Source organism: Virgisporangium aurantiacum (assembly GCF_016863635.1).
GTDB classification, from domain to species: Bacteria; Actinomycetota; Actinomycetes; order Mycobacteriales; family Micromonosporaceae; genus Virgisporangium; species Virgisporangium aurantiacum.
In genome coordinates this window covers 120,283-140,519 of sequence record NZ_BOPG01000044.1, presented here as the reverse complement: position 1 = coordinate 140,519, position 20,237 = coordinate 120,283, and the positions used below count along the sequence as shown (strand labels likewise).

Annotated in this window: 16 protein-coding genes and 1 pseudogene; 12 read left to right on the top strand and 5 right to left on the bottom strand. The window is 70.4% G+C overall.

Annotated features, from left to right (window positions below; genetic code table 11):
* Positions 1-3: 3 nt before the first annotated feature.
* Positions 4-1,215, bottom strand: a complete 1,212-nt coding sequence (locus Vau01_RS32675; protein ID WP_204000658.1) for a sensor histidine kinase — start codon at positions 1,213-1,215, stop codon at positions 4-6.
* A gap of 80 nt (positions 1,216-1,295) precedes the next feature.
* On the opposite strand from Vau01_RS32675, the gene Vau01_RS32670 reads away from it, so the two are divergent.
* The 4 genes from Vau01_RS32670 (at position 1,296) to Vau01_RS32655 (ending at position 3,868) form a co-directional block, all read left to right on the top strand.
* Positions 1,296-2,450: an MFS transporter gene (locus Vau01_RS32670; RefSeq protein ID WP_204000655.1), complete on the top strand. Its 1,155-nt coding sequence runs from the start codon at positions 1,296-1,298 to the stop codon at positions 2,448-2,450.
* Between the two features lie 79 nt (positions 2,451-2,529).
* A complete protein-coding gene (locus Vau01_RS63675; protein WP_239152031.1) occupies positions 2,530-3,000 on the top strand; it encodes a hypothetical protein in 471 nt (156 codons plus the stop codon).
* A gap of 89 nt (positions 3,001-3,089) precedes the next feature.
* On the top strand, positions 3,090-3,407 hold the full coding sequence (locus Vau01_RS32660) for an ArsR/SmtB family transcription factor (RefSeq protein WP_204000652.1): 318 nt from the start codon (positions 3,090-3,092) through the stop codon (positions 3,405-3,407).
* Positions 3,404-3,868, top strand: a complete 465-nt coding sequence (locus Vau01_RS32655) for an SRPBCC family protein (RefSeq protein ID WP_204000650.1) — start codon at positions 3,404-3,406, stop codon at positions 3,866-3,868. The genes Vau01_RS32660 and Vau01_RS32655 overlap by 4 nt, the downstream gene beginning before the upstream one ends.
* Position 3,869: 1 nt before the next feature.
* Here Vau01_RS32655 and Vau01_RS32650 read toward each other — a convergent pair whose 3' ends face one another.
* Positions 3,870-4,718, bottom strand: a complete 849-nt coding sequence (locus tag Vau01_RS32650) for a transporter substrate-binding domain-containing protein (protein WP_204000648.1) — start codon at positions 4,716-4,718, stop codon at positions 3,870-3,872.
* 73 nt (positions 4,719-4,791) lie between these two features.
* Between Vau01_RS32650 and Vau01_RS32645 the strand changes: the two genes are divergently transcribed.
* The 3 genes from Vau01_RS32645 (at position 4,792) to Vau01_RS32635 (ending at position 8,370) form a co-directional block, all read left to right on the top strand.
* Positions 4,792-6,366, top strand: a complete 1,575-nt coding sequence (locus Vau01_RS32645; protein ID WP_204000646.1) for a methyl-accepting chemotaxis protein — start codon at positions 4,792-4,794, stop codon at positions 6,364-6,366.
* 115 nt (positions 6,367-6,481) lie between these two features.
* The gene (locus tag Vau01_RS32640) at positions 6,482-6,985 is read left to right on the top strand and encodes a SigE family RNA polymerase sigma factor (RefSeq protein ID WP_204000644.1); all 504 of its coding nucleotides are present in this window, start codon (positions 6,482-6,484) and stop codon (positions 6,983-6,985) included.
* Positions 6,982-8,370 carry a hypothetical protein gene (locus Vau01_RS32635; RefSeq protein ID WP_204000642.1) on the top strand — a complete coding sequence of 463 codons (1,389 nt, stop codon included), beginning with the start codon at positions 6,982-6,984 and terminating at the stop codon, positions 8,368-8,370. Before Vau01_RS32640 ends, Vau01_RS32635 begins: the two co-directional genes overlap by 4 nt.
* Here Vau01_RS32635 and Vau01_RS32630 read toward each other — a convergent pair.
* A complete protein-coding gene (locus Vau01_RS32630) occupies positions 8,345-9,166 on the bottom strand; it encodes an SAM-dependent methyltransferase (RefSeq protein ID WP_239152030.1) in 822 nt (273 codons plus the stop codon). The two genes, Vau01_RS32635 and Vau01_RS32630, sit on opposite strands and share 26 nt — an antisense overlap.
* 95 nt (positions 9,167-9,261) lie before the next feature.
* Here Vau01_RS32630 and Vau01_RS32625 point away from each other — a divergent pair, with 95 nt between their 5' ends.
* A complete protein-coding gene (locus Vau01_RS32625) occupies positions 9,262-11,571 on the top strand; it encodes a PAS domain S-box protein (protein WP_308440496.1) in 2,310 nt (769 codons plus the stop codon).
* 6 nt (positions 11,572-11,577) lie between these two features.
* On the opposite strand, the gene Vau01_RS32620 is transcribed toward Vau01_RS32625, so the two are convergent.
* Positions 11,578-12,231 (bottom strand): MBL fold metallo-hydrolase, encoded by a 654-nt coding sequence (locus tag Vau01_RS32620; RefSeq protein WP_204000640.1) that lies wholly within the window; start codon positions 12,229-12,231, stop codon positions 11,578-11,580.
* A 10-nt stretch (positions 12,232-12,241) separates the two neighbouring features.
* The gene (locus tag Vau01_RS32615) at positions 12,242-12,946 is read right to left on the bottom strand and encodes a maleylpyruvate isomerase family mycothiol-dependent enzyme (protein ID WP_204000638.1); all 705 of its coding nucleotides are present in this window, start codon (positions 12,944-12,946) and stop codon (positions 12,242-12,244) included.
* Between the two features lie 176 nt (positions 12,947-13,122).
* Between Vau01_RS32615 and rsgA the strand changes: the two genes are divergently transcribed.
* From rsgA to uvrC, 4 genes and pseudogenes are all read left to right on the top strand, one after another.
* Entirely contained in the window at positions 13,123-14,181 is a 1,059-nt protein-coding gene (gene rsgA, locus Vau01_RS32610; RefSeq protein WP_204000635.1) for a ribosome small subunit-dependent GTPase A, read from the top strand.
* A 125-nt stretch (positions 14,182-14,306) separates the two neighbouring features.
* Positions 14,307-17,258, top strand: a pseudogene (gene uvrA, locus Vau01_RS32605) (excinuclease ABC subunit UvrA); the annotation flags it as partial.
* A 521-nt stretch (positions 17,259-17,779) separates the two neighbouring features.
* On the top strand, positions 17,780-18,232 hold the full coding sequence (locus tag Vau01_RS32600; protein WP_204000630.1) for a Rieske (2Fe-2S) protein: 453 nt from the start codon (positions 17,780-17,782) through the stop codon (positions 18,230-18,232).
* A gap of 72 nt (positions 18,233-18,304) precedes the next feature.
* Positions 18,305-20,236: an excinuclease ABC subunit UvrC gene (gene uvrC / locus Vau01_RS32595; RefSeq protein WP_204000629.1), complete on the top strand. Its 1,932-nt coding sequence runs from the start codon at positions 18,305-18,307 to the stop codon at positions 20,234-20,236.
* Position 20,237 lies beyond the last annotated feature (1 nt).

Genomic DNA, 20,237 nt, shown 5'->3' with positions numbered 1-20,237 from the left:
CGCTCATCCTTCCTCCTCCGGCGGCCCGGTCGGCAGCACCGCCGTGACCGCGTACCCGCCGCCGACGCGGGGCCCGACCGACAGCTGCCCACCGAGCATCGCGACCCGTTCCCGCATCCCGACCAGCCCGTGGCCGACTCCGTCCACAGTGGACGGTGGATGGTCGCCGGCGCCGTTGACCACGGACAGCGTCACGGTGTCGCCGCCGTGCTCGACGGTGACCCGCACCCCGGCACCGGGAGCGTGGCGCAGCACGTTGCTCAGGGCCTCCTGCACGATCCGGTACCCGGACAGTTCGACGCCGGGATCGAGCGGCCGCGCCTCTCCGGTGACCGACAGTTCGGCCTCGACTCCGGCCGCCCGGACCGCCGCGACCAGCTCGGCCACCTCGGCCAGCCGCGGCTGCGGCTGCGACACACCGGCGGGGGACGGCTCGCCGAGGTCGTACATCGGGCCGCCCCCGTCGCGCAGGAGGCCGAGGACGCGGCGCAGCTCGGTCATGGCCTCGACCGCGCTGGCCCGGATGGTGGCGAAACTCCGGGCGAGTTCCGCCGGTGGATCCGCCACCCGGTACGGCGCCGCCTCGGCCTGGATGGCGATCAGCGACATGTGGTGGGCGACCACGTCGTGAAGCTCGCGGGCGATGCGGGCGCGCTCTTCGAGCACCGACCGGTGCGCCCGCTCCGCCTGGCTGATGCGCTCCTGTGCGGCCAGCCGACGCAGCGCGTCGCGCCGGCCACCCGCCGCACCGGCGGCGACCAGCACCACCGCGGACAGCGTGCTCATCTCGACCAGGTCGGGCGACGCGTTCAGGCCCGGCATCCGCTGCACCAGCGCGGCACCGGCCAGCAGCGTCGCCAACCACAGGACGGGCAGCATCCGGGCCCGGCACCGCAGCCCGACCACCGCCAGCACCCCGAGGTGGACGAGCAGGCTGGGCTCGGCCCACACCGACCCCGGCCCACCGGCCCGCACCGTTTCGCTCACCAACGCACCGACCAGGATCGACACCCAGAACCCGGCCATCGGCCGCACCATGACGAGCACCAGCGGCAGCCCTTGCGCCACCCCCAACGCGACGGACGACAGCACCGACGATCCGGGCGGGTCTTGGGCGACCCGTGCGGCGGTGACCAGCCCGAGCACCACCGCGCCACCGACCAACGCCGCCGGCAACAACCACGCCCGGCCCAGCCGGTGGAGCCGGCCGACCATCGAACCACCCCCGCTCCCTGTCGAACCTCGACGTTACGAAGAAGGACCATCGAACCGCATCACCCCACGGAGGTCACCCGGTGTACCCCTCAGGTACGACGACGGCGTTCGTCTTCTGGACGTTCTGCCGCGCCGTCCTGCACCGCGGCTGGTGGCTGGTCACCAGCGTGTATCTCGTCGTCGACGCGCGGCTGTCGGCGTCGCAGCTGGTGCTGATCGGCGTCGCGCAGGGCGCCGTGTCGCTCGCCTGTGAGGTTCCGGCGGGCGTCGTCGCCGACGCGGTCAGCCGGCGGTGGTCGCTCGCCGTCTCGCACCTGTTCATGGGGACCGCGATGCTGGCCACCGGGTTGGTCGACGGCTTCGGGCCGCTGGTGCTCACGCAGATGCTGTGGGGCCTGTCGTGGGCGTTCGCCAGCGGCGCCGACGTGGCCTGGATCAGCGACGAGCTCGACGATCCGGCGCGGGTGCCGGTCGTGCTGATCCGCGCCGAGCGCGCCCAGCTCGTCGGGACGGTGACCGGGCTGGTCGCGGTGGGCGGGCTGGCCTGGCTCACCCGCCGGGACACGGCCATGGTGCTCGCCGGCATCGCGATGCTGCTGCTCGGTCTCTATGTGGTTGTGCGGTTCGACGAGCGACGGTTCGTTCCGCGGACCGGGCGGCCGTGGCGGATCCTGACGCGCGGAGCGACCGTGGTGCGGGCCAACCTGCTCCTGCCGCTCGTGGCGACGTTCGTGGTGAACGGGCTCGCGGGCAACGTCGGCCGGCTGTACCAGCTGCGGCTGGTCGACGCCGGGCTCGCGGTGGATCCGGTGCTCTGGTTCACCGGCCTCGGCGTGGTGATGTGTCTCGCCGGCGCGGCCGTGTTACGCGCTGTGCAACGTCGTATCGACGGCGTGCACACCGCCCGCCGCGGGTACGGCGGCGCCGTCGCGGTGGCGGCGGCCGGTGTGTGCGGGCTGGCCCTCGCGCCGGAGGAGTTGAGCGGCAGCGCGGCGGTGCTGCTCGCGGCCGGAGCACTGCCGCTGGCCCGCAGCTTCGGCGTCGTGTGGGTGAACGGGAAGGCGGAGGGCGCCGTGCGTGCGACCGTCCACTCGCTCTTTGCCCAGGCCGAGTATGCCGGCGGCATCGCGTGTGGCCTCGCGCTAGCGATGATCTCTGATCTTTTCCTAGGACTGGTGACGAGCGCCGCGCTGCTCGCCGCGACCGCGCTGATCGTCCTCCGAGTGGCACGTTAAGGGGATCAGACGCCGCGCGCCGACCGAATACATTGAGTGCACGCCGGACGGACCGGTCACCAGGGATTTGGGAGCAGAAATGAGCGAGTACGACCCCTCGACCGAGACCGACACCGACACCGGCACCGACACGGGCTACGAAGACCACGGTTACGACGTCGTTGCCGCCGAGCAGACCGACGGTTCGACGGCGTACTTCGTCGACACCGACCACGACGGTGTGGCGAACGCGGTTGCCTACGACGTCGACGGTGACGGCGACATCGACAAGGCCTTCGTCGACACCGACGGTGACGGCCGCCTCGACACGCTGATCGTCGACAGCAACCACGACGGCAACCCGGACACGTTCTACTCCGACACCAACGGTGACGGCCGTGTCGACACGGTGGGCGTCGACCGCGACGGTGACGGCAACATCGACGCGCTGGCCGTCGACCGCGACTTCGACGGTGACGTCGACGTGCTGGTGACCGACAGCGACCACGACGGTGTCCTCGACACCGAGCGCTACCTGGACAGCGGCGAGAACCCCTACGCCCGCCACTGATTTCACCTGCTCCCCGATGCCCGCCACGGATTCGTGGCGGGCATCGTCGCGTCTTGACTCCGGCATCGGTAAGTCGTAGCTTACCGTTCGTGGAAACTTACCAAGCGGGCGACGCGTGGGATCTGTTGGGAGATCCCACCCGGCGAGCGATCGTCGAGTGTCTCGCCGAGCGGCCCCGGGCCGTCGGTGAGCTGGCCGACGTGTTGCCGATCAGCCGACCCGCGGTGTCGCAGCACCTGAAGGTGCTCAAGGACGCCGGGCTGGTCACCGATCGCGCCGCTGGTACCCGTCGGGTGTACCGACTCAATCCCGCCGGTGTTGCCGCGCTCCGCGACCAGCTCGACACGTTCTGGAACCGCGCGTTGGACGGTTTTCAGAACGTCGTGGAAAACCAGGAGGACCCATGACAGACACGGTGGTACGCCGGCACGTCGTCGTGCAGGCACCGGTGAACGAGGCGTTCGCCGCATTCACCAAGCGATTCGGTGACATCAAACCGGCCGAACACAATCTCCTCCGCGCACCGATCGTCGAGACGGTGTTCGAGGAGAAGGTCGGCGGCCACATCTACGACCGGGCAGAAGACGGCAGCGAATGCCGCTGGGCCCGGATCCTCGCCTTCGACCCGCCGAACCGGGTCGTCTTCAGCTGGGACATCAGCCCGCAGTGGCAGCTCGAAACGGATCTCGACAACACCAGCGAGGTCGAGGTCCGATTCGTCGAAGAAGCACCGGGACGCACGCGCGTCGAGCTCGAACACCGCAACCTCGACCGGCACGGCGCCGGCTGGCCGTCGGTGAGCGACGGCGTCGCCGGTGACGACGGATGGCCGCTCTACCTGAACCGGTTCGCCGCGCTGTTCGCCTGATTCAGGCCCCGCCGTTGATGGCGCCCGTACGCAGCGCGCCTTCCGAGACCTTCCATTTCGTCAACAGCTCGTCGTACGTGCCCTCGTTGATGAGGGAGTAGAGAGCGACCTGCACCGCCGTGGTGAGGGCCCTCCGGTCCTTGGCGATTCCGATGCCGTACGGGATCGCCTCGATCTGGGGGCCCGACAGCTCGAGGGCGGCGTTGTTCTGGACGTCCAGCGCCGCGATCGGGAAGTCGTTGAGGGCGGCGTCGGCCGTTTTGGTCGCCACGGCGGTGGACGGCTTGTCGGAGAAGACGACGGTCAGCTTGGCGCCGCACTTGGCGGCCTGGCTGTTGGCCATGTCGACGTAGACGGTCTCGGCCTGCACGGCGACCCGCCGCCCGCACAGGCCGGCCATGCCGCCGATGTCGCCGACGCCCTTGCCGACGACGATCGACGTTCCGGCGTTGAGGTAGTTGACGAAGTCGGCCTTCTTCTGCCGGGCGGCCCGGTCGAACATCGACGAGACGGAGACGTCGATCTTGTGGCCCTCGACCTGGTCGAGCAGGTCGCCGAAGCTCACGGTGTTCCAGGTGACCGTGAGGCCCAGCTTCGCCGCGATCGCCTCGACCAGTTCGACGTCGAGACCGGTGTATTTGCCGTCCTTCATAAATGTCATCGGCTCGAACGTCGGGTCGGTGCCGCCGACGAGCGCGCCGGCCTTCCTGATCTGATCGGGGAGCGCGGCCCTCGCCTCGGCCAACCGGTCGACGGGCGTGCCCGCGTCCTGGTCGGCGCCGGTGCAGCCGGTGGCGCCCGACATCAGAACGAGGCCGGCAAGCAGCAGACAGACGACGCGGCGTCCCATGTTTCTTTCATCGGTGCGGTTCCGGCCTTCCTGAGCGAAATCAACACTAGCCTTGGATTTTCGGGGGTGTGTTATGACGTTCACGATCCGGCGCCAGATCGCGGCTCTCGCCGTGGCGGGTTTCCTGTTGGTTCTCGCTTCCGGCGCCATCGGGTACGGCGGCACCGTGGCGCTGGCCGATCAGCAGCGGTCGGCCCGCAATGCGGCCGCGGCGTTGCAGGGTGTCCAGTCCACCACCATCGCCCAGGCCCTGTTCCGCGGCAACGTCCTGGCGTCGCTGGTCACGAACAACGCCACCGAGCGCCAGGAAGTGCTCGACAAGCTGGGCGAGAACGTGGCGCAGGCCCGTGCCGGCGTCGACGAGGTCGCCCGGTACATGCCGGAACTGCGCGGGCAGGCCGACGCCGCCCTGTCGGCACTCGACGAGCTGATCGCCTCCGGCCAGCGGATCGTCACGCTGGCGAGCCGGGTCGCGTCCGATCCCGGCCGCACGGCCGCCCTGGCCGCCCGTCCCGCCTACGACCAGGTCGACGCCAAGGCCGGCGAGGCGATCGAAGCACTGCGCAGCGCGATCACCGCCCACGTGCGGCAGACGTACGAGAGCGCGGCGTCCGAGGCCGCCAGCGTCGAACGGCTGGTGCTGATCGCCGGTCTGCTGGCCGCGTTCGTCCTGGGCGGTGCGGCGCTGTGGCTGGGCCGGCGCATCTCTCGCCGGGTCGACCGCTGCCTGGCGGTGGCCCGTTCCATCTCGGAGTACGACCTCACCGTCGACGCGTCGATCGGCGGCAGTGACGAGCTGGCCCAGCTCGGCGACAGCCTCAACGCGATCGTCGGCTCGCTGCGCACCGCCATGGTCGAGATCGGCGGCAACGCGAGTTCGGTGGCGGCCGCCTCCGAGGAGCTCACCAGCACCAGCCGGCACCTGTCGTCCGGCGCGGGCACCGCGTCCGCCGAGGCGGCCGAGGCGAACCGCGGCATCAGCGAGGTCACCACCGGCGTCGAGCAGGCGAACCGGGCGGCGAAGGGCCTCGACACGTCGATCCAGGAGATCACGTCCGCCGTGGCCGAGGCCGACGCGGTCGCCCGGGAAGCGGTGGGCCTGGCGGCCGACACCAACCGCGTCATCGAGCGGCTGCGCAACTCGAGCGAGGAGGTCTCGGCCGTGGTCAGCATCATCACGGCGATCGCCGAACAGACCAACCTGCTGGCGCTCAACGCGACGATCGAGGCCGCCCGCGCGGGCACGATGGGCACCGGATTCGCCGTGGTGGCCGGCGAGGTGAAGGACCTCTCCCGCGAGACGGCGTCGGCAACCGGCGACATCTCCGCCAAGGTCACCACGATGCAGTCCGACACGGCGCGCGCGTTCGAGGCCATCAACCGGATCAGCAGCGTCATCGAACGCATCGACGAGCTGCAGCGCTCGATGTCGGCGGCCGTCGACGCCCAGATCAACGCCACCGGCCTCATCGTCTCGAACGTCGACGCCGCGGCCCGGTCCGCCACCGCGGTCGCCGGCGCCATCACCCGCACGGCGGGCACCACCAGCCTCACCCACGAAGCGGCGAACCAGACGGAACAGGCCGCGATGGAACTGTCCCAGCTGTCCCAGCAACTGCGCCTGGTGTCCGACCGGTTCCGGCACTGAGGAGCGCTGAGGAGCGCTGAAGAGCGGCTGACAGCCGGAGGCAACCTTTCCGCGCCGTGTCGAGTCGTGAGAGACAGAAGGGCTCTCCCGGCGACGAGGCGACGAACGGTGGGCGATGTCAGCGTCCGAGGCGGACTTCCGGCAGTTCGTGGACACGCGGTACACGGACCTCCTGCGGTTGGCGTACGCGCTCACCGGGTCGGCGCACGAGGCCGAAGACCTGGTACAGGGGGCGCTGGTGAAGGTGATGCGACGGTGGCGGCGGGTCGAGGACCCGATGGCGTACCTGCGCCGCGTCATGATCAATCAGCGCACGAGCGGGTGGCGTCGCTTCGGTGCGCGGGAGGTGGTCACCGCGACGCCGCCCGACCGCCCGGTCGGCGACGGCACCGCCGCGGTCGACGACCGGCAGACCGTGCTCGCCGCGTTGCGCGGTTTGCCGCCGCGGATGCGGGCGGCGGTGGCGCTGCGCTACGTCGCCGACCTGTCCGAGGCCGAAACCGCGGCCACGCTCGGCTGCTCGGTCGGCACCGTGAAAAGCCAGACGTCCAAGGGCCTGGCCCGGCTGCGGGAGGCGCTCGAACCGGTCCGCCCGCTCAACAGTGGGAGGCGGGCATGACGACCGACGAGCGGATCGGCCGGGCACTGGCCACGATCGCCGACGACCTGCGCCCGGAACCCGATCCGTACGGGCGGGTGCTGGCCCGTCGCCGGCGGTCGGCGCGTCGCCGCACGGGCGCCGTGGTGGTGGCCGTCCTCGTGATCGCGCTCGGCGTCACCGCGTCCGCCATGACCTGGACGCGGACCGTGACCCCGCCGGCGCAGAACGACCCCGACCGCGAGTTCTCGGCCGTGAACGCCTGGGCCGCGAAACTGGCCAACGGACCCACGCACGGCGCGGTCGGCACCGACGGCGCCTTCGTCGCGGAGATCTCCGCCGGCATCATGCGCAACTGGCGCGAGGGCCGGTACGCCGCCGAGCGGCTGTCGGTCGACCGGGTGACGGTGCCGTTCCTCGACGACGTGGGTCCGTACCGGATCGCCCTGGCCGTGCTGGTGCTCACCAAGCCCGACGAGCGGAACTGGCCGCACGCCTCGGTATGGCTGTACGGCGCCCGCGGTGCGAGCGCCGCCACGCTGGTGGCCGGCGCCGAACGGGTCGGCCACGGGTTGGAGCCCTACGCCCACACGGCGTACGCCGTCGAGGGCGGACCCACCGTCAACGTCGCCGTCGTGCCGCCGCAGTGCCGGTTCGCCACGACCACCACTCCCGCCGACCCGCGCTGGACGCCCGAACCCACCGGGTCCTACATCGTGCGCACCGGGTCGACGACGCAACCGGAGTGGTGGCAGGTCGACTGCGGCGGCGACGTACGGGCGGAACTGCCGTCACCGGCGCGCCGGCCGGCCGAACCCACCGAGGCGGAGATCGACCAGGCGCTCGCCACCGCGCGCGTCCAGGTCGACCGGTCGATCGCCCGGCAGTGCGTCCTGGCCGCGGCCCAACCCCTCGCCCTCACGCCCGTGGCCGGGACCCCGGCACTGGTGTGGGTCGGCGACTTCGCCGGTTCACCGGCCGCGGTGGCCGGCGCACTGCCGCCGATGGACCGGGCGGCGGTGGCCGTCGCGCGGTTGGACAAGGGCGGCTGGGCGGTGATCCTGCTCGGCGGCTGGTCGAGCGGGTCGTACGGGTGGGTACCGGTCCAGGTGTTCACCGCGGACGGCGACCCCATCCGTCCCGACGCCACGTTCGTGCTCCGCCCGCGCGAGGACGATCCCGACCACCTGGTGATCCCGCCGGCCGGCGCCACCTCGGTGCGGGCCCTCTACCGCGGCGCCCCGGTCGGCGCGGCGGCGGTGACCGCCGGCGCGGCCCGGCTGTCGGTCCCGGTGCCGTTCGACACCGTCGAGGCCCTCGGCCCGGGCGGTGCTGTGCTGGGCCGCGGCGCGCCGGCCGAACCCCTGGCCGACACGGGCATCATCGACCGCTGGAGCCAGCCTTGACGCCGACGCCGGCAAGAGTGATGTACGAGGCGGGATCCGCGACGGGCGGCCCGTTCGGGTCGGGACGCCACTCGGGGCCGTAGACGATGCCGGGCGGAACGAGTTGCCAGCCCTCGAAGATGGTGGCCAGTTGGTCGCGGTTGCGGACGACGAGCGGCGTCCCGGTGCGGTTGTACAGGTCGGTGATCCGGTTGATCTCCTCGGGCCGGGCGCTGTTCGTGGCATGGGTGACGGCCAGGTAGCTGCCCGGCGCGGCCACCGTCCGGTAGTGGGCGAGCGCCGCGTCCAGCGCGGGTCCGTCGGGGACGAAGTGCAGGACGGCGATCATCAGGATGCAGACGGGCCTGTCGAAGTCGAGCAGGGCGCGAATCTGGGGATCGTCCTGCAGCGCCTCCGGGTCCAGCAGGTCGCCGTGCACCGTCGCCGCGTTCGGGACGCCGGCGAGGAGATCATTGCCGTGCAGGACGGCGACGGGGTCGCGGTCGACGTAGACCACCCGGGCCCGTGGGTCCGCCGCGAGTGCCGCGTCGTGCACGTTGCCCTCGGTGGGGATCCCGGCGCCCAGGTCGAGGAGCTGGGTCACGCCGTCGGCGACGGCGTGGCGGACCGCCCGGTGCAGGAACGCCCGGTTCGCCTTCATGATTTTCGGCAGTTCCGGGACGAGCTCGATGGCGCGCTCGGCCACCGCGCGGTCGGCGGCGAAGTTGTGCGTCCCACCGAGGAAGTAGTCGTAGATCCGGGACGCGCTGGGTCGGTTCGGGTCGACCCCCATGGGCAGGTGCAATCCGTAGGTCATGACCTCTCCGATACCCGAATTGTCCCATCTTCCACTACGCAGCGTACAAATGAATCTACGTTGGGTGAGACAGGTCATGCGGACGGGGGCCGGGGGTGGATCCTTTCGAGTCGTTGGCCGGGCTCATGTTGGACACCGCGCCCGACGCGGTGATCATCAGCCGGGTCGATGGCGTCATCATGCTGGCCAACCGGCGCGCGCACGAGATGTTCGCCTACCCGCCGGGCACCCTGCCCGGGCGGTCGGTCGACGACCTGGTTCCGGACGACGTCCGGTCACATCACCCGGCCCAGCGGGCCGGATACCTGGCCGGCGAGCATCCGCCACTGCGGCGGCTGCCCCTGCGTGGCCGGCGGCGCGACGGCACCGTCTTCGCCGTGGAGGTGTCCCTGGCGGCGGTCCCGTCGCCGGACGAGACGATGTACGTGACGTCGGTGCTGCGTGACGACACCGCGCACCGCGAGGCGGCACAGACGCGGGCCCTGCTCGCCTCGATCGTCCAGTCCTCGCACGACGCGATCATCACGGCCGACCTGTCCGGCCGGGTGCTGACCTGGAACCCCGGCGCCGAGCAGTTGTACGGCTTCCCGGCACAGGAGATGCTCGGCGAACCGATCGACAAGATCATCCCGGCCGAGCGGTGGGTCGACGAGGAGGAGGCGCGCACCCTGGTCCGCCTCGGCGGACGGGTGGACCGCTACCGCACCGCGCGACTGCACGCCGACGGGCGGTTGCTGGCGGTCTCGTTGAGCCTGTCGCCGCTGCGCGACGCCAACGGTGGCATCGTCGGAATGACCACCACCGCCCGCGACATCAGCGAACGCGAACGGGCCGAGTCGCGCGTGCAGGCCGTCCTCGACGCCGCACCCGACGCCCTGCTCGGCGTCGACCAGGTCGGCAACATCGTGCTGGTCAACGCCGAAGCCGAACGGATGTTCGGCTACCCCCGCTACGAACTGGCCCAGATGACCGTGCACCGGCTCATCCCCGACGGTCTGCCCGCCACGAGCACGGTGCTGCGGACCACCGGCGACAGCACCCCGCTGGACACCGACCGGCCGACCGAGACGCCGTCGCTCGGGTGGGACACCCGGACCGCGCTGCGCCGCGACAGCACCGAGCTACCGGTGGAGATCTCGTGCAGCGCCCTGGACGACGGCACCGGCCTGATCGTGGTCGCCGCCGTCCGCGACATCACCGAACGGATGCGCGCGCAGGCCGAACAGGAGCGGCTGCGGGCCGAGGCCGAGCGGCAGGAGACCGAGAACCGCATGCACCGCACGCAACGGCTGGAGAGTCTCGGCCAGCTCGCCGGCGGCATCGCGCACGACTTCAACAACATCCTCGCCGTGATCCTCAACTACGCCACGTTCATCGTCGAGGACGGCGCCGGCACCCCCTACGCCGCCGACGCCGAACAGATCGCCCGGGCCGGACGCCGCGGCAGCGAGCTGACCCACCAACTGCTCGCCTTCGCCCGCCGCGAGGTCATCCGTCCCCGGCCCCTCGACGTCAACACCGTTCTGGCCGAGGTCGAGCAGATGCTCAGCCGCTCGATCGGCGAACACATCACGCTCGTCGTCCGGGCCGGCACCGACCTGCCCGCCGTGATGGCCGATCCGGGCCAGTTGGAACAGGTCATCGTCAACCTCGCGGTGAACGCCCGGGACGCCATGCCCGGCGGCGGCAGGCTGATCATCGACACCTCCCTGGCGACGATCGACGCCGACTACATCGCCGGGCGGGCCCGTCTCGACCCGGGCCCCTATGTGCGCATCCGCGTGTCCGACACCGGCACCGGCATGCCGCAGGAGGTCATCGACAAGGCGTTCGAGCCGTTCTTCACCACCAAACCCGCCGGGCAGGGCACCGGCCTGGGTCTGGCCACCGTGTACGGAATCATGACCCAGGCCGGCGGCACCGTGCACATCTACTCCGAGCCCGGCTACGGCACCACCATCACGCTGCTGCTACCCAGCACCGACGCCGTCGCGGAAGCCGCCGGCGAGTCCACCTCCAGCAGCACCACCCTCGACGGCCGCGGCGCCACCGTGCTCGTCGCCGAGGACGAACCCGCGCTCCGCGAGGTGACCCAGCGCATCCTGTACCGCGGCGGTTACCAGGTCCTCACGGCCTCCAACGGCGCCGACGCCCTGCAGTTGCTCCTCGACCACCCCGGCCCGATCGACCTGCTCCTCACCGACGTGATCATGCCCGGCATGCTCGGCAAGGACCTGGCCGACGCCGTGGAGGCCGCCCAGCCCGGCATCAAGGTGGTCTTCATGTCGGGGTACGCGCAGCCTGTGCTCACGTCACACGGCACGCTGCCGCCCGGGGTGCATCTGCTGGAGAAGCCGTTCACGGGTAGGGAGCTCCTGCAGGCGTTGCATCAGCAACTGCAGTGACCGGGACTACCAGCCCCGCGCGTGCCATTCCGGGATCGACGGGCGTTCCGCGCCGAGCGTGGAGTCCTTGCCGTGGCCCGGGTAGAACCACGTCTCGTCGGGCAGGCGGCCGAACACCTTCCGCTCCACGTCGGTGATCAGGGACGTGAAGTTCTCCTTCGAACCGAACGTGTTTCCGACCCCGCCGGGGAACAGTGAATCGCCCGTGAACAGGTGCGGGGAGCCGGACGGGTCGCGGTACAGGAGGCAGATCGAGCCCGGCGTGTGACCCACCAGGTGGATCACCTCGAGGGAACAGTCTCCGACGGCGATCACGTCGCCGTCGGCAACGGTTTCGTCGACGTCGGGGATGCCGTCGGCGTCGGCGGCGTGGGCCACGGACGTGGCGCCGGTGGCCTTGAGGACCGCGAGCAGCGCCTGCCAGTGGTCACCGTGCTGGTGGGTGGTGACCACAGTGGACAGTCCGGCGGAGCCGATCAGGTCGAGCAGTGCGGGCGCGTCGTTCGCGGCGTCGACCAGTAGTTGTTCGCCGGTCTCCTTGCACCGCAACAGGTACGCGTTGTTGTCCATCGGGCCGACCGACAGCTTCGAGATGGTCAGCGCCGGCAGGTCCCGCACGTCGGCGGGTCCGCCCGGGGTGACCGCTCCGGTGTACGTCACGAACGTCTCCTCACTTCCAGGTCGGAACCGCTGGCAGTTGTCCCGCGGGCTCGGTGCGTAGCGCGTCACCTGTCGATCGTCCGATCAACCACGCGACCAGAGCCCGCGCCGGCCCGCGCACGGTGATCGGCGCGGCGGCCGCGCCGATCACCGTTTCAAAGGCAACATCATCAGCGGACGCGGTGAGCCCGCCCGCCCAGCCGCCGAGATCCGCCACGACCTCGCGGAGCAGGTGCAGCGTGAACGCCTCCGGCCAGTCGTCGGGGCGGTAGCCGGCGTTCAGGTCGACGTGATGCACCTCGACCTCGCGCCACCGGCTCCACACCACCTGCTGCGGCGTCATCCGGCGACCGCTCAGGTGGTAGACCTCCGCACCCCAGGCGGCCGGGGTCATCGCGTCGACGGCGTCGGCGAACCTCTGCGCCGAGGCGGCGAGGTCTGCCAACTGCTCGTCGAGCGGCCGGCCGGCGCCTTCGAGGATCTCCTCGTTGCGGCGTTCGAGGCTCGCGTACATCGGCTTCTTGACGCCGGTGCGGGCCCAGGTGAGGAGGTTCACGTAGCCGTCGGCGTTGCGGGCGACGTGGGTGATCACGTGGCCCCGGGTCCACCCGGGCAAGCGGGACGGTGCGGATATGTCGAGCTCGCGGGCGGTGGCGAGCAACCGCTCGTCGGACCTTGCCACCTCGGTGGCGAGCAGCAACGGGTCGGCTGTCACCCCCCGAACCTAGCTGATATTCGGTTTCCCTTGGCGCCGCCCGATGCCTAACGTCATCGCATAAGGGCTGGCCAGCCGTTGTCGTTACCGGGGGAGGAGGGTGCTCACCATGCGTTTTCGTCACGAGATCACCGCCTCCAGCCGGCGCTGACCTCCCTCCCCACGAAGGACCTCCGATGAGAGTGGACCTGTCGTCCCTCGGTTGGGACGACGGCTTCAAAGCCGAATACTCACCTTTCGACCGTCCCGATCAACTGCCGGCCCGCGTGGCGCGGGTCGATCGGGGCGTCTGTTCCGTGCTGACGGCGCACGGCCCCGTGCGGGCCAGCCTCGGCGGGGAGGTGCTGCACCGGGCCGCCGCCGACCCGGCCGCCTTCCCGTGTGCGGGCGACTGGGTCGCCGTCCGGGAGTGGCCCGACGACCGGGCCACGATAGAAGCGGTGCTCGCCCGCCGCACGGCCGTGGTGCGGGCCACCGTCAGCAAGGACTCCGGCGGGCAGGTGCTCGCCGCCAATCTCGACACGGCCGCCGTGGTCGAGCCCCTCGATCCCGATCCCGATCTCGGCCGCATCGAGCGCCTCCTGGCACTGGCGTACGCCTGCGGAGCGTCACCTTTGATCATTCTCACGAAGGCCGACCTGCTCGCCGACCCGGCGTCGGTGGCGGAGTCGGTGGCGATGGCGGCACCGGGTGTGCCGATCGTCACTCTGAGTGCACGAACCGGCGCCGGGCTCGACCTGCTCCGGCCCCACGTGCGGCCGGGCCGCACGTTGGGGCTGCTGGGCCCGTCGGGCGCGGGCAAGTCGAGCCTGGTCAATGCCATCGTCGGCACAACCGTCATGTGGACGCAGGAGCAGCGCGCCGACGGACGCGGACGCCACACCACCACGTTCCGGGCACTGGTTCCCGTGCCGGGCGGCGGAGCCGTGCTCGACACGCCCGGCCTGCGCCAGGTGGGCATGTTCACCTCGGAGGCGGGCCTCGACGACGCGTTCGACGACATCCGGGCGCTGGCCGAGCTGTGCCGCTTCAAACGGTGCGCGCACGACCACGAACCGGGATGCGCGGTGCTCGACGCGGTCGCCTCGGGTGAGCTCGCGCCGCGCCGGTTGGCGAGCTGGCGCAAGCTCAAACGCGAGCTCACTTTCGCGACGCGACGGCGTGAGGCGCGCGTCACGAAGTCCGAGATCTACCGGCACCGGCGGGCCGAGCAGAGGAGACGAGCGAGGCCGTAGAGTTGGTTAAAGGGCTGGCACACCCGTACGGGGCTCCGCTTCTTCTGGGCGAGCGTTTTTGTCATAGGGCCTCGCTACAGTGGCCCCGCTGATACCCGACCTCGAATCTAGTTACAGAGGGTGACGTGGCCGACCAACTGATCATCCGGGGCGCGCGCGAGCACAACTTGCGTGACGTCAGTCTCGACCTGCCCCGCGACGCGATGATCGTCTTCACCGGGCTGTCCGGCTCGGGCAAGTCCAGCCTCGCGTTCGACACGATCTTCGCGGAGGGTCAGCGGCGGTACGTCGAGTCGCTGTCCTCGTACGCGCGGCAGTTCCTCGGCCAGATGGACAAGCCCGACGTCGACTTCATCGAGGGCCTGTCCCCGGCGGTCTCGATCGACCAGAAGTCCACGTCGCGCAACCCGCGGTCGACCGTCGGCACGATCACCGAGGTCTACGACTACCTGCGCCTGCTGTACGCGCGGGTGGGTGAGCCGCACTGCCCGGTCTGCGGCGAGTCGATCTCCCGGCAGACCCCGCAGCAGATCGTCGACCGGGTGCTGGCGATGCAGGAGGGCACCCGGTTCCAGGTGCTGTCGCCGGTGGTGCGCGGCCGCAAGGGCGAGTACGTCGACCTGTTCGCCGAGTTGCAGTCCAAGGGCTACGCGCGGGCCCGGGTAGACGGCGTGGTGTATCCGCTCACCGAGGTGCCGAAGCTCAAGAAGCAGGAGAAGCACACGGTCGAGGTGGTCGTCGACCGGTTGGCCGTCAAGCCGTCCGGCAAGCAGCGGCTCACCGACTCCATCGAGTCGGCGCTGGCCCTGGCCAACGGCATCGTGGTGCTCGACTTCGTCGACCTCCCGGAAGACGACCCCGATCGCGAGCGCAAGTTCTCCGAGCACCTGGCCTGCCCCAACGACCACCCGCTGGCGATCGAAGACCTCGAACCCCGGTCGTTCTCGTTCAACGCCCCGTACGGCGCCTGCCCGGAGTGCACCGGCCTCGGCACCAAGAAAGAGGTCGACCCCGAGCTGATCATCCCCGACCCGGAGCGCACGCTCCGCGAGGGCGCGATCGCGCCGTGGGCCACCGGCACCACGCTTGAGTACTTCCTGCGGCTGCTCGAGGCGCTCGGCAACGACGAGGGCTTCAGCCTCGACACCCCGTGGCGGGCGCTGTCCACCCGCGCGCAGAAGGCGATCATGCACGGCGCCGAAGACCAGGTGCACGTCCGGTACCGCAACAAGTACGGCCGTGAGCGGTCGTACTACACCGGGTTCGAGGGCGTCGTGCAGTGGATCGAGCGGCGCCACACCGACACCGACAGCGACTGGTCGCGCGAGAAGTACGAGGGGTACATGCGCGACGTCCCGTGCCCCCGCTGCGGCGGCACGCGGCTCAAGCCCGAGGTGCTGGCCGTCACCATCGACGGTCGCAACATCGCCGAGGTCTGCGCGCTGTCGGTGGGCGAGTGCGCCGACCTGCTCGGCGCGATGGCCCTCACCGCCCGGCAGAAGATGATCGCCGAGCGGGTGCTCAAGGAGATCAACGCCCGGCTGCGGTTCCTCGTCGACGTCGGCCTCGACTACCTGTCCCTGAACCGGGCGGCCGGCACGCTGTCGGGTGGCGAGGCGCAGCGGATCCGGCTGGCCACGCAGATCGGCTCCGGGCTCGTCGGCGTGCTCTACGTGCTCGACGAGCCGAGCATCGGCCTGCACCAGCGCGACAACCACCGGCTCATCGAGACACTGATGCGGCTGCGCAAGCTCGGCAACACGCTCATCGTCGTCGAGCACGACGAAGACACCATCCGCACGGCCGACTGGGTGGTCGACATCGGCCCCGGCGCCGGCGAGCACGGCGGCGAGATCGTGCACAGCGGCACGGTCGACGGGCTGCTCACCAACCAGAAGTCGATCACCGGCGCGTACCTGTCCGGTCAGCGGTACATCACCATGCCCGAGGTGCGCCGGCCGGCCACGCCGGGCCGGGAGATCACCGTGCACGGCGCGCGCGAGCACAACCTGCGCAACCTCACCGTGTCGTTCCCGCTCGGGCAGTTCGTCGCCGTCACCGGCGTGTCCGGGTCGGGCAAGTCGACGCTCGTCAACGACATCCTGTACCAGGTGCTCGCCAACCAGATCAACGGCGCGCGGCTGGTGCCCGGGCGGCACCTGCGGGTGAGCGGGCTCGACCAGGTCGACAAGGTGGTCGGCGTCGACCAGTCACCGATCGGCCGCACGCCGCGCTCGAACCCGGCCACGTACACCGGCGTGTTCGACAACGTCCGCAAGCTGTTCGCCGAGACCACCGAGGCCAAGGTCCGCGGCTACGGCCCCGGCCGCTTCTCGTTCAACGTCAAGGGCGGCCGCTGCGAGGCCTGCGCCGGCGACGGCACGATCAAGATCGAGATGAACTTCCTCCCCGACGTCTATGTGCCCTGCGAGGTGTGCAAGGGCGCCCGGTACAACCGCGAGACGCTCGAGGTCCACTACAAGGGCCGCACGATCGCCGAGATCCTCGACATGCCGATCGAGGAGGCCGAGCAGTTCTTCACGGCGATCCCCGCCATCCACCGCCACCTGAAGACGCTGGTCGACGTGGGTCTCGGCTACGTCCGCCTCGGCCAGCCGGCACCCACCCTGAGCGGCGGCGAGGCCCAGCGCGTGAAGCTCGCGTCGGAGCTGCAGAAGCGCTCCACCGGCCGCACCGTCTACGTGCTCGACGAGCCCACCACCGGCCTGCACTTCGAAGACATCCGCAAGCTGCTGGCCGTGCTGCACAGCCTGGTCGACAAGGGCAACACGGTGATCGTCATCGAGCACAACCTCGACGTCATCAAGACCGCCGACTGGGTGATCGAGATGGGTCCCGAGGGCGGGCACAAGGGCGGCCTGGTGGTCGGCATCGGCACTCCGGAGGAGATCGCCAACATCGAGGAAAGCGCCACCGGTGACTTCCTCCGCCCGATCCTCCACGAGTCCCCGGTAGCGGGCGGCGGGGCGGCGGTGGTACGCGCCCGCAAGGCCAACGGCAACGGCAATGGCAACGGCGCCCGCACCAACGGCGCCCCGGCACCCGCGCAGGCAAAGGCGACCACCCCGGCAAAGGCGACCGCCGCATCGAAGTCGACCGGTACGCCCGCAAAGGCAACCCGGGCGACCAAGTCGACCGCCGCTCCGGCCAAGTCGACGGCCGCCGCATCGAAGTCGACCGCAGCCCCGGCCAAGGCGACCGCGGCGAAGTCGACCCGGGCGGCCAAGTCCACCAGCGCCGCTAAGTCCACCAGCGCCGCGAAGTCGACCAGCGCCACCAGCGCCACCAGGGCGACCAAGTCGACCGGCGCGGCAAAGGCCACCAAGGCCCCCGCCAAGCGCACCCGCGGCTGACCCCTGGGGGCGCCCGGTACCACCCCCGCGATCTTGGCCTTGTGGGAGTCCAAGATCGCGATGTGCCAATACGCGGCGTCACCTTCAAGCTACTTTCTGGCGTGGTTTACACAGGTTTTTACCAGCGTCAGGAAAGCAAATCGTGATCTCGGTTTTTGAACACTTGCTGAAGCAACAACGTATGTACTTGAGATCGGAATATTCGGACACCGTGAGGAGCGAAGATGACCGAGACGACCCGACGCACCGTGATCGCGGGCGCCGCTGGCCTATCGGCGACAGTTGCACTGGCGGCGTGCGGCGAAGACGAACCAGACGTCGACACGGGTGACACCGTCACTCAGCCCACCGGAGGGGCGACCACTTCCGCCAGTACGGGAGCGGGCGCCGCAGCCGGGATCGCCGCGCTCGCCGATATCCCGGTGAACGGCGGAAAGATCTTCGCGGCGGAGAAGGTGGTGGTCACCCAGCCCACCGCCGGCCAGGTCAAGGCGTTCTCGACGACCTGCACCCACCAGGGGTGCGCGGTCTCGAAGGTGGAGAACGGTGTGATCATCTGCCCGTGCCACGACAGCAGGTTCAAGATCTCCGATGGCTCGCCGACGGGCGGACCGGCCACCAAGCCGTTGCAGAGCAAGACGGTGAAGGTCGAGAACGGCCAGGTCGTCCTGAGCTGAGCGGGCGTCCCACGAACCCGGCGGCAACCCTGCCGCCGGGTTTTGACGTACCCCGGAAGTAGGCTCGAAGACGTGCCTGACCCGTCCACCTACCGTCCGCCGACGGGGTCGATTCCCGAAGAGCCCGGCGTATACCGGTTCCGCGATCCGTCCGGACGGGTCATCTACGTCGGCAAGGCCCGTAGCCTGCGCCAACGGCTGAACTCGTACTTCGCCGATACCTGGTCGATGCATCCGCGCACCCAGCAGATGGTCACCACGGCCGCGTCGGTCGACTGGGTCACGGTGCGCACCGAGGTCGAGGCGCTGCAGCTCGAGTACGCGTGGATCAAGGAGTTCGATCCGCGGTTCAACGTGCGGTACCGCGACGACAAGAGCTACCCCTACCTCGCCGTCACGCTCGACGAGGAGTACCCGCGGCTGCAGGTGATGCGCGGCGCCAAGCGCAAGGGCGTCCGCTATTTCGGTCCTTATTCACACGCCTGGGCCATCCGCGAGACGCTCGATCTGCTCCTGCGGGTGTTTCCGGCCCGCACCTGCTCGAAGGGCGTGTTCAAGAGCGCCAGCATGTCCGGCCGGCCGTGCCTGCTCGGCTACATCGGCAAGTGCTCGGCGCCGTGCGTCGGCCGGGTCACGCAAGACGAGCACCGCCAGATCGCCCTCGACTTCTGCGACTTCATGGCCGGCCGCACCGACGTCATGGTCAGGCGGCTCACCAAGGAGATGGCCGAGGCCTCCGAGGAGCTGGAGTTCGAGAAGGCCGCCCGGCTCCGCGACGACCTCGCGGCGCTCCGGCGGGCGATGGAGAAGCAGACGGTCGTGTTCGGCGACGGCACCGACGCCGACGTGGTGGCGTTCGCCGACGACCCGCTCGAAGCGGCCGTGCAGGTGTTCACGGTGCGCGGTGGCCGGGTCCGCGGCCAGCGCGGCTGGGTGGTGGAGAAGACCGAAGATCTCACCCCGGGCGACCTCGTGCACCACTTCGCCTCCCAGGTCTACGGGGGTGAGCACGGCGAAACCGACATCCCGCGCGAGCTCCTGGTGCCGGAGCTGCCGAACGACGTCGAGGCGCTCGCCGAGTGGCTGAGCGAACGGCGGGGCAGCCGGGTCACGATCCGGGTGCCGCAGCGCGGCGACAAGAAGACGCTCGCCGAAACCGTGAAGCGCAACGCCGACCAGGCGCTCGTCCAGCACAAGCTCAGAAGATCGGGCGACCTCACCACCCGCAGCAAGGCGCTCGACGAGATCGGCGACGCGCTGGCGCTGGAGACTCCGCCGCTGCGCATCGAGTGTTACGACGTGAGCCAGATCCAGGGCACCGACGTGGTCGCCAGCATGGTCGTCTTCGAAGACGGCCTGCCGCGCAAGAGCGAGTACCGCCGGTTCGCGATCACCGGTGCCACCGACGACGTGTCGGCGATCTCCGAGGTGCTGCGCCGGCGGTTCCACCGGCTGAAGGCGGAGACCATCGCCGCCGCCGCCCAGCCGCTCGATCCGGAGACCGGCCGGCCGCGCAAGTTCGCCTACCCGCCGCAACTGGTGGTGGTCGACGGCGGTGCCCCGCAGGTCAACGCCGCCGGCCTGGTGCTCGCCGAGCTGGGCGTCACCGACGTGGCGGTGTGCGGGCTGGCCAAGCGGATGGAGGAGGTGTGGCTGCCGGCCGACGAGTTCCCGGTGATCCTGCCGCGCCACTCGGCGGGGATGTATCTGCTACAGCAGCTGCGTGACGAGGCGCACGACTTCGCGATCCGTTACCACCGGCAGAAGCGGTCCAAGCGGATGATCTCGTCCGCCCTCGACGACGTGCCGGGCCTGGGCGAGGTGCGGCGCAAGGCGCTGCTCAAGAAGTTCGGCTCGGTCAAGCGGCTGATGAACGCGAGCGTCGACGAGATCGTCGAGGTGCCGGGAATCGGCCGGCGGACGGCGGAGTCGATCCTCGAAGCATTGAACGCCGAAAGTGGGAGTACTCCCAACGGCAACGGATCCGTCAAACAAGGCGCCTAGG